At 65.2% G+C, this 14529-nt stretch carries 12 protein-coding genes and 1 pseudogene; 10 read left to right on the top strand and 3 right to left on the bottom strand.

What is annotated here, in order from left to right; genetic code table 11:
- Positions 1-24 precede the first annotated feature (24 nt).
- Positions 25-651, bottom strand: a complete 627-nt coding sequence (locus AB5Y68_RS17375; protein WP_010673436.1) for a glutathione S-transferase — start codon at positions 649-651, stop codon at positions 25-27.
- 158 nt (positions 652-809) lie between these two features.
- On the opposite strand from AB5Y68_RS17375, the gene AB5Y68_RS17370 reads away from it, so the two are divergent.
- The 5 genes and pseudogenes from AB5Y68_RS17370 (at position 810) to AB5Y68_RS17350 (ending at position 4625) form a co-directional block, all read left to right on the top strand.
- The gene (locus tag AB5Y68_RS17370; protein ID WP_010673435.1) at positions 810-1454 is read left to right on the top strand and encodes a response regulator transcription factor; all 645 of its coding nucleotides are present in this window, start codon (positions 810-812) and stop codon (positions 1452-1454) included.
- Positions 1455-1484: 30 nt separating this feature from the next.
- A pseudogene (locus AB5Y68_RS17365) lies at positions 1485-1565 on the top strand (DNA-binding response regulator); the annotation flags it as partial.
- Positions 1566-1835: 270 nt separating this feature from the next.
- On the top strand, positions 1836-2417 hold the full coding sequence (locus AB5Y68_RS17360; protein ID WP_039039448.1) for a TetR/AcrR family transcriptional regulator: 582 nt from the start codon (positions 1836-1838) through the stop codon (positions 2415-2417).
- A 72-nt stretch (positions 2418-2489) separates the two neighbouring features.
- Positions 2490-3347 (top strand): alpha/beta hydrolase, encoded by an 858-nt coding sequence (locus tag AB5Y68_RS17355; protein WP_039039447.1) that lies wholly within the window; start codon positions 2490-2492, stop codon positions 3345-3347.
- A gap of 117 nt (positions 3348-3464) precedes the next feature.
- The gene (locus AB5Y68_RS17350; protein ID WP_039039446.1) at positions 3465-4625 is read left to right on the top strand and encodes a patatin-like phospholipase family protein; all 1161 of its coding nucleotides are present in this window, start codon (positions 3465-3467) and stop codon (positions 4623-4625) included.
- A gap of 27 nt (positions 4626-4652) precedes the next feature.
- Here AB5Y68_RS17350 and AB5Y68_RS17345 read toward each other — a convergent pair whose 3' ends face one another.
- A complete protein-coding gene (locus tag AB5Y68_RS17345) occupies positions 4653-6605 on the bottom strand; it encodes a monovalent cation:proton antiporter family protein (protein WP_039039445.1) in 1953 nt (650 codons plus the stop codon).
- Positions 6606-6792: 187 nt separating this feature from the next.
- Between AB5Y68_RS17345 and AB5Y68_RS17340 the strand changes: the two genes are divergently transcribed.
- Complete coding sequence (locus tag AB5Y68_RS17340; protein WP_039039444.1) at positions 6793-7719, top strand: GGDEF domain-containing protein; 927 nt, start codon at positions 6793-6795, stop codon at positions 7717-7719.
- 42 nt (positions 7720-7761) lie between these two features.
- Here AB5Y68_RS17340 and tilS read toward each other — a convergent pair whose 3' ends face one another.
- Positions 7762-9096, bottom strand: coding sequence for a tRNA lysidine(34) synthetase TilS (tilS, locus tag AB5Y68_RS17335; RefSeq protein WP_039039443.1), 1335 nt, complete (start codon positions 9094-9096; stop codon positions 7762-7764).
- 129 nt (positions 9097-9225) lie between these two features.
- Between tilS and AB5Y68_RS17330 the strand changes: the two genes are divergently transcribed.
- The 4 genes from AB5Y68_RS17330 (at position 9226) to AB5Y68_RS17315 (ending at position 14493) form a co-directional block, all read left to right on the top strand.
- A complete protein-coding gene (locus tag AB5Y68_RS17330) occupies positions 9226-11256 on the top strand; it encodes a M13 family metallopeptidase (RefSeq protein ID WP_039039442.1) in 2031 nt (676 codons plus the stop codon).
- A 112-nt stretch (positions 11257-11368) separates the two neighbouring features.
- Positions 11369-11806, top strand: coding sequence for a PliI family lysozyme inhibitor of I-type lysozyme (locus AB5Y68_RS17325; RefSeq protein ID WP_039039441.1), 438 nt, complete (start codon positions 11369-11371; stop codon positions 11804-11806).
- 350 nt (positions 11807-12156) lie between these two features.
- A complete protein-coding gene (locus AB5Y68_RS17320) occupies positions 12157-13884 on the top strand; it encodes an ABC-F family ATP-binding cassette domain-containing protein (RefSeq protein ID WP_039039440.1) in 1728 nt (575 codons plus the stop codon).
- A 72-nt stretch (positions 13885-13956) separates the two neighbouring features.
- Positions 13957-14493: a GNAT family N-acetyltransferase gene (locus AB5Y68_RS17315; protein WP_039039439.1), complete on the top strand. Its 537-nt coding sequence runs from the start codon at positions 13957-13959 to the stop codon at positions 14491-14493.
- Positions 14494-14529 lie beyond the last annotated feature (36 nt).

The raw sequence follows: 14529 nt of genomic DNA, 5'->3' as shown, positions 1-14529 counted from the left end.
TTTTTTGTCTTGCCGACGCCCGCATCAATCAGACTGGCGGGCCGCCTTTGGCCACTGCAACCTCGCCCTGAGCAGGGTTTCCTGCCACAGGGGCCAGGCCAGCAAGGCCTGCTGATAGGCGCCAGCCTGACCGGGCAGCGAAATGCCATAGCTTGCCAGTCGATAGGCCATCACCGCATAGAAGGCATCCAGAATGCTCGCCTCGTCGAAATAGAAGGGCCCCCGCGCCTGGGACCAGAGGGTCTGCAACCGGGCCAGCTCGTCGATGACCTCCACCGGCGGTTCACTCTGGGTGGGCGCCCCCAGGAAGAAGGGCAGCAGGGTGCGGATCTGGCGAAAACCGGCGTGCAGCTCGGCGCACAGGCTGCGGGCCAGTGCCCGTTCGGCCTTGTCCACCGGATAAAGGTGACGCTCCGGGCAGCACTCGTGGAGATATTCGGCGATGGCCAGAGAGTCGTGAATACGCAGCTCACCGTCGTCGAGCCAGGGCACCAGGCCGGCGGGGGCCGTGCGCTTGAGCCGTTGCAGCTCCTTGGCATCTTCCAGATCGAAGACCTGCTCCTGCCACTTGAGCCCGCTCATGGCCAGCACCAGCGCCGTTCTCATTGCCCAGGTGGAGCCCGTGCCCACCGTCAAAACCAGGGATCCCATCGATTGCCTCCTGCATGGGTTGTTTACTGGCCATCCCGCCGGCCCCGTGGCACGACATCCGATGACCACCTCACATTTGCGTACTGGCGGGTTTGACCCACTTGGGTAGCAGTGCTAGTTTGATTTTTCAAAACAATCGGTTAGCAACAATGTGAGCTATGGACAGCCAATTTACCATCGTCATCGCAGATGACCACCCCCTGTTTCGGGGCGCCCTCTATCAAGCGGTGCACATGGCCATCGACGACGCCAGATTGCTGGAGGCTGACTCCATCGACAGCCTTAGCCACCTGCTCGATGAACATCCCGACGTCGACCTGCTGCTGCTGGATCTCAAGATGCCGGGGGCCAACGGCTTCGAGGGGCTGGCCTATCTGCGCGGACATCACCCGGATCTCCCCATCGTCGTGGTCTCGGCCTCCGAGGATCCCGCCATCATCCAGCAGGTGCTGCGCCTGGGCGCGCTCGGCTTCATTCCCAAGTCCGTCCCCATGAAAGAGCTGGTCAGCGCCCTCAATACGGTGATCGGGGGGGACAACTGGGTGCCGGAAGGCATCTCCCTCCATCCCGAGCCCAGCGAAGGGCCCGATTTCGCCACCAAGCTGGCCAGCCTCACCCCCCAGCAATACAAGGTGCTCATCATGTTGCGGGATGGCAGCCTCAACAAACAGATCGCCTGGGAGCTCAACGTCTCCGAGGCGACCATCAAGGCCCATATCACCGCGATTTTCCGCAAACTCGGGGTCAAGAACCGCACCCAGGCGGTCATCGCCCTCCAGCAGATGGATATCAAGGACAGTTGAGCCCCTTGCCACCATCAGAGCCCATATCACTCCGCCTTCCGCAAACTTGGGGTCAAAAACCCCACCCAGGCGGTCATCGCCCTCCAGCAGATGGATATCAAGGACAGTTGAGCCCCTTGCCACCATCAGAGCCCATATCACTCCGCCTTCCGCAAACTCGGGGTCAAGCACCGCACCCAGGCAGTCATCGCCCTGCAGCAAATGGGCATCAAGGACGACTGAGCTCGTCCCCGGCTGGCTCGTAACAAGCCAGCCACAACCGCCTCCCAGAAGACTCTCTGGTCCCCCGCGGCAGCCGGAAACGGCCTCCCTGCACCATTTGCGGCTCGACAATTAGCACGGTCGTACTTTATGCTGCCAGCCCAGAGAGAGGAGAGCCGGATGAGCAAGGGACGTCTGACCCGCGACACCATTTTGCAGACTGCATTCGAGCAGGCGAGCCAGCAGGGGCTGGAGAGCCTCACCATAGGCTCCCTCGCAACGGCCTGCGAGATGTCAAAAAGCGGTCTGTTCGCCCACTTCCAGTCCCGCGACAACCTCCAAATCGCCGTGCTCACCCATTCCGCCGAGGTATTTCGGGAGCGGGTGATCCAACCGGTGCGCCAACAGGGGTACGCCACCCAGCAGGAGAAACTGCTCGCCCTGTTGCAGGCCTGGCTGGCTTGGAACCAGAGTTTTGCCGGCCGCTGCATGTTCCTCGATGCCTGGACCTCCGCCCAGGAGGGTGAGGTCCAGCAGGCAGCACGCGAGCTGGTCCGTTTCTGGCTCGACTACCTGGCACGCCAGGTAGTGCAGGGGCAGGCCAGAGGGGAGTGGCGCAGCGATCTCGACCCCTGGCGCGCCGTCTATCGGCTCTATGGCCTCTATCTCGGGGATCAGGTGTTCCATGCCCTGGGGCTCAGCGAGGATCCGGCCCGCCACTTCTGGCCGGAGGTCACCGCTCTGCTGGCCAGCTGGCGCTGACCCGACGGGCTCTTCTTTTTAAAAAGTCGCAAAAAAGCACGACCGTTCGCACACAAAAGACACAGGATGACCATGAGCAGCAAGATCTACTTCAACACACGCCGCTTCAGCCCGAGCAAGTTGCTGCTGGGCCTCGGCACCCGCCTGCATCACGTGCTCGCGCCCACCCACGCCAAGCGCACCGCCAGCAAGCTGCTGCTCACCCCGCAGCGGGCGACCCGGGACGTCGCAGCCCCAGCTGGCCTGGTCGAGCAGGCCATCCACACCAGTGAAGGGACCCTGATGAGCTACCGGCTCGGGCAGGGGCCGGTCTGGCTGTTGATGCACGGCTGGTCAGGCAGTGCCAGCCAGTTCTATCCGCTGATGAGCCACATCGCCGCCCAGGGCTATACGGCCCTCGCCTACGATCACCCCGCCCACGGCCGGAGCGAAGGGAACAGGGGTCACCTGCCCCGCTTCGTGCGCGCTTTCGACGAGATCCTCGAGCGGGTCGGCCCCGTCCAGGGCGTCATCACCCACAGCATGGGGGGCGCCGTCACCCTCAGCAGCCGTCACCCTGCCATGGATGCGCTGCCGCTGCTGCTCATCTCCCCGGTGCTCGACTACGTGCCCCAGCTCTACGGCATGGTGGCGCGCTCCGGCTACTCCATCCGGCTGTTCGATGCGGTGGTCAAGGAGATAGAACACGAATACCAGCACCCGCTCAGCACGGTTGACCCCCTTGGCCGGCTCGCCCGGCGCAGCGGCGCCGCCCTCATCGTGCACGATGAGGAAGACCGCTTCGCTCCCCATGGCGACTCCCTGCGCGCGGCCCAGGATGGCCGCACCCGGCTGGTGAGCACCCGGGGTCTCGGCCATGGCCGTATTCTGGCAAGCCCTCCAGCCTTCGCCGCCTTCGATCAACTGAGCCAGACCCCCTTGGCAAACTGAAAATGAAACGGGCCGCAAAAATTGAGCGTGCGGCCCATTTTTATCCGGTATACAACGTCTTATAGTTGAATTGCGCGGTGGCAACCCGCCCTGGCGATCACGATAAGGCGCACCCTCATGGCCAGACCCAATACTGCTCTTCTGCTGACTGGTGGTGGTGCCCGCGCCGCCTATCAGGTCGGCGTACTCAAGGCGGTGGCCGAACTCTACCCCCGCAACATCGGCATCCCCTTCCCCATTCTGTGCGGCACCTCGGCGGGGGCTCTCAACATCACGGCGCTGGCGTGCTACGCCTCCTGTTTCCATCTGGGGGTGCGCAAGCTGGAGTGGGTCTGGCGACGTTTCGAGACCCACCACATCTTCGACTTCCACCCTTGCCAACTGCTGTGGCGCACCCTCTATCAGGGCTCGGCCGGCCTCATCACCCCCCAGAGCAACCGCGCCTTTCACCTGTTTGACAACGCCCCCCTGCGCCGTCTGCTGGATCAGCTCATCGACTATCACCGCATCGATGACAACATCCTCTACGGCAGCCTGGAGGCCATCGCCATCACGGCCTCCGACTACGATGACGGCCTCTCCACCACCTTCTTCCAGGGGCGGGCCGAACATCAGCCCTGGGAGCGCGCCAGACGACGTGGCCTGCGTACCCTGCTCACCTCGGATCATCTGCTGGCCTCGTCGGCGCTGCCCTTCGTCTTTCCCGCCACCCCCATCGGCGATCGCGTCTACGGGGATGGATCCATCCACCAGCTGAGTCCGCTCAGCCCCGCCATCCACCTGGGAGCGGAGCGGATCCTGCTGGTGACCCTGGACTCCCCTCACAGGGAGAACCCGACTCCCCGCCAGGGGCACCTGACCAGCTCCAACATCGCGAGCCATCTGCTCAACACCGTCTTCTCCGACACCCTCAATTCGGATCTGGAGCGGCTCGGGCGCATCAACCAGACCCTTTCCCTCATTCCGGCACGGGAGCGCAGTCGGCTGAAACTGCGCCAGGTGGAGACCTGCGTGATCCGCCCCAGCCAGGATCTCGACCTCATCGCCCTCGAATACCTCCCACGGTTGCCGACCCAGCTGCGCCGTCTGCTGCGAGTGCTCGGGGTCAACGGCGAAGAGAGCAGCAGCCTGGCCAGCTTCCTGATGTTTGATCCCGGCTATTGCCAGCGGCTCATCAAGCTGGGATACCAGGACGCGCTGGATCACCGCCAGCGCATCGAGGCCTTCCTCGACCTGCCGGGCAGCGGGAAGCAGGAGCAGTTTCGCGAAGAGGCCTGAGGGGCCTTATCCCATGGGAAGGAGATCCTAGCGTCCCTCCAGCAGGCGCTGCTCGGCCTGTTCCATGGCCACGGCCGTGCCGAAAAGCACCAGGGTATCTCCCGCCGCCAGCACCAGCTCGCGCCTGGGATCCAGGCTGCGCTCCCCGCGATGAATCGCCTTGATGCGCACCTCTCCCAGGGCGAGATCCCGTACCCTGTGTCCCACCGCCCAGGCCTGGTCGTGCAGCAGCACGGGATGCAGCCGCTCGAGCAGTTGATCCGTCTCCAGATTGCCCGCACTCTTGCCGCCCCAGTAGAAACCGTGCAGAAAGCGATACTGGCTGCTGCGCTCGTGCTCCATGCGCCGGATCACCCGGCCGATGGGAATGTCGCAGTTGAGCAGCAGGTGGGAGACCAGCATCAGGGCTCCCTCCTGGGATTCGGGGATCACCTCGAAGGCGCCGGCCTTCTTGTAGTGTTCAAGGAAGCTGTCATCCCGGGTGCGTACCAGCACCTTGATCTCCCCCGCCAGCTCCCGGATCAGCGTCAGCATGGCATCGACCCGCTTGCGATCGTCGAAGGTGATGATCACCAGCCGCGCCCGCAGCAGACCGGCCGCCAGCAGGATGTCGCGCCGACTGGCATCGCCGAACGCCACCTGCTCCCCCGCCAGCTTGGCCTCGCTCACCCGCTCGGGATCGAGATCCAGGGCCAGGAAGGGGATCTCTTCGAGCTTGAGAAAGCGGGCACAGGTTTGGCCGGTACGTCCGAACCCGGCGATGATGACGTGCTGGTGTTTGCTCAGGCCCGACTGGGCCACCTCGGCGCGAGAGAGCAGGGCACTGTCGGTGAGGGAGTGGGCAAGTCCCAGCGCCCGCAACACCAGCCAGGGGGTGAGGGCGATGGAGATGACACCGATGCCGATCAGCAGAGAGACCAGCTGGTGATCCAGCAAGCCGTGATGACTCGCCAGCGCCAGCAGCACAAAACCGAACTCCCCGACCTGGCTCAACATGATGCCGGCGGCCATGGCGTCGCGCTTGCGCTCCCCCATCAGGCGGCCCGCCAGCAATATGAGCAGCGACTTGCACAGGATGAGCCCCGTCACACAGGCCAACACCTGCCACCAGGCGCCCGCCACCAGCGCCCAGTCCATGGTCATGCCGATGGTAATGAAGAAGAGTCCCATCAACACGTCGCGAAACGGCTTGATGTCCACTTCGAGCTGATGACGATAGTGGGACTCCCCCAGCATCATGCCCGCCAGAAAGGCACCTAGCGCCATGGAGAGCCCCATCCACTGGGTCAGGGAGGCCGCCAGCAATGCCACCAGCAGGGCACTCAGTACGAAGAGTTCATCTGAACGTGCGCGCGCCACCTCGAAAAACAGCATGGGCAGCAGCCACTTCCCCACCGCCAGCAGCACGGAGAGCGCAAACAACCCCTTGAGGGAGGCCCAGGCGACCTCCGCCAGCAGGGCGCTGCCCTGCACCTCGGGCTGGGCCAGGATGGGGATCATCACCAGCAGGGGCACCACGGCAAGATCCTGGAACAGCAGCACGCTCACCCCGAGCTGGGCTCGCCGGGTATGGAGCTGCTTGAGCTCGCCGAGCTGCTTGATCACCACGGCGGTGGAGGAGAGCGCCAGGGTGCCTGACACCACCAGCGCCTGGGCCAGGCTCAGCCCCCACCACCAGCCGAGCCCGAAAAACAGCAGTGAGGTGAGCAGCACCTGCAGGCTGCCGACCCCCAGCACCAGCTTGCGCATGGCGAGCAGACGCGGCAGGGAGAACTCGAGCCCGAGGGAGAACATCAGGAACACGATGCCAAGCTCCCCTATGGTCTGCATCATGGCCTGACCCGTGACGATGGCCACGCCATGGGGGCCGAGCAGCATGCCGGCAAACAGATAGGCAAGGATCACCGGCTGGCCGAGGCGCCGGAAAATGGCCACCAGCACAACGGCGAAGATCAGCAGGATCAACACATCGGTGTACACCCATCCCTCTCCTTCATCTGCCCGGCACTCTCTTCCCTGCAAGCACAGCGCCCGCTCCCCATATGGCACGCCACTCGCTCAGCGGCAGGGATTTCCCCTCCCGTTTCATCCCGTTAAGCCTAGCCAGCCCCCTTGTTTTTCATCGGACATATTTTAGGCACAGGGCTTGCAAGAGCCTGCGCAATGAATGGAGAGGTGTAAGGGCTGTAACGTGGAAAACACATCGTCATTGAACGGCTTCGGACATGGCATAGAGCAGTGGGTACAGCAGATGGAGCGGCTTGCGCCCTTGACCGGGCAGGACCGCTATCAGCAGATAGAGCAGTTGCTGGGGCAACGGGATCTTGACGCCCTGCTGGCAATCTTTGCCGAGCGGGTGGCAAACATTGTCCGGATCCACTCGCTCCAGTTCGACTGTGGCCAGCCCCACCCCCTCATCTCGCACCCGCCCCAGGCCAGGCTGACCCTGCATGCCTATCGCTTCGAGCTGCGGGGACGACACGAGCAGTTGCTCGGCCAGTTGCACTACGAGCTGGAGCACCCTCTGAGCGACGGCCAGAGGCGGTTGCTTGAGCAATATCATCAGCTGTTCAGCCTCCCCCTGCCCCTCTACTTGCGGCTGGATCGGCTGGAGCAGCAGGTGCGGCTCGACCACCTGACCGGGCTTGGCAATCGCGCCTACTTCGATGAGGCCATCGGCCGGGCGGTGGAGCAACACAGCCGGGAACCCCACGGCCTGGTGCTGGTGCTGCTGGATCTCGACAGATTCAAGCAGGTCAATGACACCTGGGGCCACCCGGTGGGCGACCTGGTGCTAAGCCGCTTCGCCCAGTTGCTGCAGGGGTGCATTCGCGGGACGGATCAGGCGTTTCGCCTCGGCGGGGACGAGTTTGCCCTGCTGCTGCAACCCGCGGACCCCGAGGCCTGGCGCCCGGTCTGGCTGCGGTTGCAACATGTGCTCCACAGCCACAAGGAGCTCAGCGCCTTCTCGGTGGGGTGCAGCCTGGGAGCCGCCAGCTGGCAGTCGGGCATGGATGTGCAGCGCCTCTACGAGACGGCCGATACTCATCTTTACGCCCGCAAGAAAGCCGGGGGCTCCGGCCTGCCCGAATAGGGCATCACCCTTCCCCTCCCGGCCCCCTGTCACTCTGCGATGTCAATCCGCATCCGGGGTGACGGGGGGCCGCCACTCCCACGCCACCCCCTTTTCTGGCGCCAGAAATCCGTCGCAGACAAAGAGCCCGGCCACCAGTGCCACCTGTTCACCGTAGTAGAGGATGGGAATGCGCCCCCGCTGCCAGGAGGGCACCCCGTACTCTTGCAGCAGCTTCTTGAGCCGCCGGCTGCCCACCCGCCCCACCGGTTTCAGCATGACGCCCGGGGCGACCTGAAAACGCACCGAGAGCGGCTCGTCCCCCCTCGGTGTCCGCAACCCTTCGCCATCCGTTCTCCAGAGCCTGAACTGCCCAAGCCCGTCCGGCAGAGTGAGCGTCTCTTCCATCCCGATGGGCAGCACCTCCTCGCGGGGGGCGAGATCCGGCGCCACCAGGTACAAGCGCCCCTGATAGCGGCGGCACGCCAACCCTTGCAGGCTCAGCCTGGGGTTGGCGTCATCGCGCGCCAGCGCCACCTCCTGCCACAGCAGGCCCAGCAGCTCGCGGGAGGGCATCTCTCCCCCCTGACGGCGGATCCAGTGGCGCAGCAGGTTGTTGCGCCGCACGGGGGAGAGGGAGAGGAGTCCGTCAATGCGCAGCCCTTCTCCCTCACCCACCGCCTGCCAGTCCGCCTCGGCCAGCTCGCTGATAAGCGCCTCCTGCTCGGCGCACAGGGCCATGGTGCGCGCCGTCGTCCGGGCCATGGCGGGCCAGCGGTCCTTGAGCAGGGGAATAATCTGCTGGCGCAGGAAGTTGCGGTCATAGCTCGGGTCCTCGTTGCTCTCATCCTCTACCCAGCCATAAGGAAGTGACTGCGCGGCTTGCGCCAGCTCGGCCCGGCTCATGTCGAGCAAGGGGCGCAACAGATGGCCTGCGGCAAAAGGCTGGCTCGCCACCATACCCGCCAGCCCGCGCAGACCGGCACCCCGCTTGAGCGCCAGCAGCAGGGTCTCCAGCTGATCGTCCTGATGGTGAGCGGTGAGCAGCCACTCCCCCTCCCCCAGGTGGGCGGCGAGTCGCTCATAACGCGCCGCCCGCGCCTGGGCCTCCAGGCTCTCCCCGTTGCCTCGACAGAGCTGCACCCGCTCCACGATGAGGGGCACCGCCAGTTGCCGGCACACCCCTTCGCAGTGAGCCACCCAGTGGTCGGCATGTGGGCTCAGGCCGTGATGAACGTGCAGGGCGTTCAGGGCGAGGCCGTGGGCGCGTGCAAAACGGGCCGCCAGCACCAGCAAGACGGTGGAGTCGAGCCCGCCGCTGAAAGCCACCAGCAGACCGCGGGAACCTTCCGGCGCGGGCAGGGTCTGACAAAAACGAGAATAAATACGAGAAATCATAGGCTTCCCCAATACGACCAGGCCGATCTTAGCAGAGTCGGGCTTATCAAGCGCTAACCCGGCTGCTAGAGTGAATCGCTCCCTGCGTGGGCAAGGAAGCCATATAACCCGAATTGGAATAAAACCATAATGAACAACAAGAAACACATCCTGGCCACCCTCGTCGGGCTGGCCCTGCTGGCCGGTTGCAGTCAGGCACCGAGCCAACCGGACAAACACTCCGGCCTTGCGCTGGCCAACATGGACACCAGCGTCAAGCCTGGTGACGACTTCTTCCGCTACGTGAACGGCCACTGGCTCGCCACGGCCAAGATCCCCGATGACAGGCCCGCCGACGGCGCCTTCTACCTGCTGCGGGACAAATCCCTGGCGGACGTGCGGGTGCTGGTGGAGGGGCTGGATGGCAAAGCCGCCGCCGGCACCCCGGCCCAGCAGATCCACGACCTCTACCAGAGCTATCTGGATCAGGATACCCGCAACGCCAAGGGCACCACGCCCCTGCTGCCGATGCTGAGCGAGATAGAGCAGATCAGCACACCGCAGGATCTCGCCCGGGCCTTCGCCCAGAGCGCCCGCACCGGTGGCGGCTCCCCCTTCGGTTTCTGGATTGACGCCGACGCCAAGGCCCCTGACAGCTATGCCGTCTACCTCTACCAGGCCGGCCTCGGCCTGCCGGATCGGGACTACTACCTCAAGCGCGACCCCAACAGCCAGGCGCTGCTGCACAAGTACGAGCAGCACATCGCCGCCATGCTGGCCCGCTTCGGTGAGACGGATGCCCAGGGCAAGGCGAAACGCATCCTGGCCCTCGAGACCAGGCTCGCCCAGATCCAGTGGGACAACGTGGCCCTGCGAGACAGAGAGAAGAACTACAACAAGGGCCCGGTGAGCGAGCTGGGGCGCCTCGCCCCCGCCATCGACTGGGACGCCTACCTGGCCCAGGCCGGCCTTGCGGGGCAGCAGAGCCTGGTCATCGGCCAGCCCACCTATCTCTCGGCTCTGAACGAGGTGATGCAGCAGACCCCGGTCGCTGACTGGCAGGCCTACCTCAAGTGGCAGCTCATCACCGATTACGCCCCCTACCTCGACAGCCAGACCGATGCCCAGAATTTTGCCTTCTTCGGCACCGCTCTTAGCGGCACGCCCAAGCAGCGCGCCCCCTGGGAGCGGGCCCTTGGGGTGCTGGACAACAATCTTGGGGAGGCGGTGGGCAAGCTCTATGTCGAGCGCTACTTCCCGCCAGCGGCCAAGGCCCGCATGGAGCAGCTGGTGGAGAACCTGCGCACCGCCTACGGCCAGAGCATCCAGGAGCTGGACTGGATGTCCCCGGCCACCAAGACCCAGGCCCTCGAGAAGCTCGCCAAGTTCAGACCCAAGATCGGCTACCCGGACAAGTGGAAGGACTACAGCGCCATCACCATTCGCCCCGACGATCTGGTGGGCAACCTGCAGCGGGCCCGCGCCTTCGAATACGCCGACAACCTGGCTCGCCTCGGCAAGCCGGTCGATCGGGACGAGTGGCACATGTCACCCCAGACGGTGAACGCCTACTACAACCCGAGCAACAACGAGATCGTCTTCCCGGCCGCCATTTTGCAGCCCCCCTTCTTCGACATGACGGCGGACGATGCGGTCAACTACGGCGCCATCGGCGGGGTGATCGGCCACGAGATGGGCCACGGTTTTGATGATCAGGGGGCCAAATCCGACGGTGACGGCGTGATGCGCGACTGGTGGACGCCGGCGGATCTCAAGGAGTTTCGCTTCCGCACCAGCCGGCTGGTGGCCCAGTACAACCGCTTCGAGCCCATCAAGGGCCAGTACGTCAACGGCCAGTTTACCCTGGGGGAGAACATCGGCGATCTCGGCGGCCTCACCATCGCCCACAAGGCCTACCTGCTCTCCCTGGATGGCAAGGAGGCCCCGGTGCTGGACGGTTTTACCGGCGAGCAACGCTTCTTCCTCGGCTGGGCCCAGGTGTGGAAGGGCATGTATCGCCCCGAGCTGATGCAGATGCTGCTCGCCTCGGATCCCCACTCGCCGCCGGAATACCGGGTCAACGGCGTGGTACCGAACATCCCCGCCTTCTACGAGGCGTTCAAGATCCAGCCCGGCGACAAGCTCTATCTGGACCCGGCCAAACGGGTCAAGATATGGTGATGACAACCCGGGCAGGGGGCGGCCGACCAGCGGCCCCCTGCCCGCTTCCGACGTGGCAGGGAAGCGTCCCCTGCCCGTCACAGACACACAAGCAGCAACAAGGGTCCTCTCCATGAAAGCCTTATTCCTTACTCTCGGCCTGCTCACCCTGCCCCTCGCCAGCCAGGCGGCGGACGGCTTCTTCAAACAGCTGACACTCCCCTCCGGCCAGGTGGTGACCGTCAGCGAAGGGCGCGGCGAGCCTGCCTCCACCGGCAGCTACGACGTGCGCCTCTACTCCGGTGCCAACCCGCAGTTTCCGCTGGATCAGTTCATCGACGGCAAGGTGCTGCCGCGCGATGGCAGTATCAAGGAGATCAAGTTGCTGGATCTCAACGGCGACAAGCAGCCTGAAGTCATCGTCGTGGTGGAGAGCGCCGGCAGCGGCAGCTACCTGAGCGCCGACGCCCTCACCATCAATCCCCAGGAGGGGCTGGAGAGCTTCAACCACGTGGAGGGGCTGGCCCCCAGTGACAATGTGATTGAGGCCCTCAAGACCCCCCGCGACTGACCCCCCACGCCCCGTATCACGGGGCGTTTTTTTACCCCGCGCCTCCCGATGCGGTGCCCACGGCCCCCCACAGGGCGGATGGACGACTGTTTTTTTCTGTGCCTATAATCGCCGCACCCTGCCATAACGAAACACAAGGAGGTAAAAAATGGTTATCCAAGCGTGTCCGATGTTCTCGGCTCGCCTGTTCGGCACATTCAAGTGCTCTTGCCTGCATACCATCGCGCTGCGATAGCGGGTTCGAGCAAAGCCGACTCCCTTCCATACCGAGACCTTTCTCGACTCTGCCGTTGTCGCCAGCGCTCCTGATGACAGGGATTTCCCATCCCGCGATTTAAGAGAGCAAGAGCATGACAACCCTGATGAGTACCCATTCCCTGCAGATGAGTGCGGGGCACCTTCCCTTATTTGACCATCTCGAACTCGGCATTCGCACAGGCGACCGGCTCGGCCTGATTGGCGCCAACGGCTGCGGCAAGAGCACATTGCTCGCGCTGCTGGCGGGCGAGCGCACGCCCCAGGCCGGCCGGGTCGTGCAGGCCGCCGCCTGCCGCTGCGAGTTCGTGGCCCAGCAACTGCCCGCCGGGCTTTCCACCCTCAGCACCCGCGCCGTGCTGCTGGATGCACTGGGCAACGACCCCGCCGCCGAATGGCAGGTGGACAAGCTGCTGGCCGAACTGCAGCTGGAGGCCCAGGCCACGTTGCCGGTCAGTGCACTGAGCGGTGGCCAGCACAGCCGGCTGCAGATAGGCCGCGCCCTGCTGCGCCAACCCAACCTGCTGCTGCTCGATGAGCCCAGCAACCACCTGGACTTGCCCGCCTTGCTCTGGCTCGAGCAGTTTCTGCTGGGCTGGCGCGGCGCCTTCGTGCTGGTTTCCCACGACGCTCGCCTGCTGGACCGCGTCACGGCTCAGACCCTGATCCTGCGAGACGGCCAGTTGCACCGCTTCGCCCTGCCCTGCAGCCAGGCCAGGGTGGCGCTGGCTGCCGAGGATGAGCAGGCCCGCCTGCGCCGGGCGGACGAGCAAAAGGAGATAGACCGCCTGAGCGCCAGCAGCAAGCGCCTCGCCATCTGGGGGCGGGAGCATGACAACGAGAAGCTGGTGCGCCAGGCCAAGTCCATGGAAAAACGCATCGCCCGCCTGCAGGAGGAGCAGAGCCAGGTGGCGGCGCTGGCCCCCTGGCGGCTCGAGCTGCGCGGAGTGAGCCTGCCCGCCGACACCCTGCTGCGATTGGAGGCCCTCGACGTATCGCCGGCACCGGCACTGCCGCCGCTGCTGCGTGCCGAGGGACTCTGGCTGCGGGCCGGGGACAGGGTCGCCCTGCTCGGTGCCAACGGCACCGGCAAGTCCTCCCTGCTGCGCCAGTGCTGGCGCGAACTGACAGACCTGAGTCCGCAGGCGGGCTGGTACTGCCACCCCGGCGCGAGCATCGCCTATTACGATCAGTCCCTGCAGCAGCTGGCTGACGACGCCACCCTGAGCGACGCGCTGTACCCCCTGGCCCCTCTGCCTGAGGTGACGCGGCGACAGGCGCTGATCCGGGCAGGCTTCCCCTATGCCCGCCACGGCCAGCAGGTGCACACCCTGAGCGGGGGCGAGCGGGCACGGTTGCTGTTCCTCGCCCTGTCCCTCGGCAGCCACCACATGCTCTGGCTCGACGAGCCCACCAATCACCTGGATCTGGCGGGCAAGGAGGAGCTGGCCGACGCCATTGTGGCCTTCCCCGGGGGCGTGCTGCTGGTCTCCCACGACCGGGAGCTGATCGAGCGCAGCTGCAACCGCTTCTGGCTGATAAAGGACGGGCGCATCCAGGAGGCTCACAGTGCCGCGCGGGCCTACGCCGAGCTGCTGGGCGATGCCCCCTTGCCGCAGGCGGGCAGCCCGGCTCGCTCAGGTGACCCGCAGACCGCGGCCGCCACGGGGGATGACGAAGAGGCGCTGCTGGCGCGCTGGTATGAGCTCGATGCCCTGCTCGCCGCCGATCTGGCCCGCAAGCCCAGGCACCAGACCCCGCGCCTGCAGCAGCAGTGGCGTGACGAGCTGGCGCGCCTTGCCGAGCGCCTCGGCTTTGCCTGACGCCAGCCCGGATCATCCATCTCTTGTTACGCAACACACGCGGCCAGCCACGGCTGGCCGCAAGGAGTCATTATGACATCAGCACCACCCCACATCAGGCTGGATCCCGTCACCGACACCGACCTGCCTCACATCTATCGCGGCCTCTCCGATCCCCGGGTCGTCGCCTACTACGGCGTCAGCTACGACAGCCTGGCGGCATGCCGGGCACAGATGGATTGGTATGCCGAGCTGACCCGCACCGGCCGTGGCGCCTGGCACCTCATTCGCGACCGTCACACGGGCGAACCGCTGGGGGCCATCGGCTACAACGATGCCGACCCGACTCACCGGTGTGCCGAGCTGGGCTACTGGCTCTATCCCGAACACTGGGGCAAGGGGGTGATGAGCGCGGCGCTGCAACTCTGGCTACCGCTCACTTACCGCACCACCGACCTGCACCGGCTTATGGCGGTGGTGGAGGAGCCCAACCACCCCTCCGCCCGCCTGCTGGAGCGGGCCGGTTTTCACTACGAGGGAACGGCGCGGGAGTGCGAGCGCAAGGGGGATGGCTTCATCTCCCTGCGCCACTACGCCATCTTGCGCAGCGACCTGCCCGCCAGCCTGTGACCCGCAACCAAAAGCCCCGCACTGCGGGGCTTTTTT

Source organism: Aeromonas sp. R6-1 (assembly GCF_040908165.1).
Lineage (GTDB): Bacteria > Pseudomonadota > Gammaproteobacteria > Enterobacterales > Aeromonadaceae > Aeromonas > Aeromonas caviae.
Note: the sequence above shows the minus strand (reverse complement) of the source record. Positions and strands in the feature narration are given on the sequence as shown.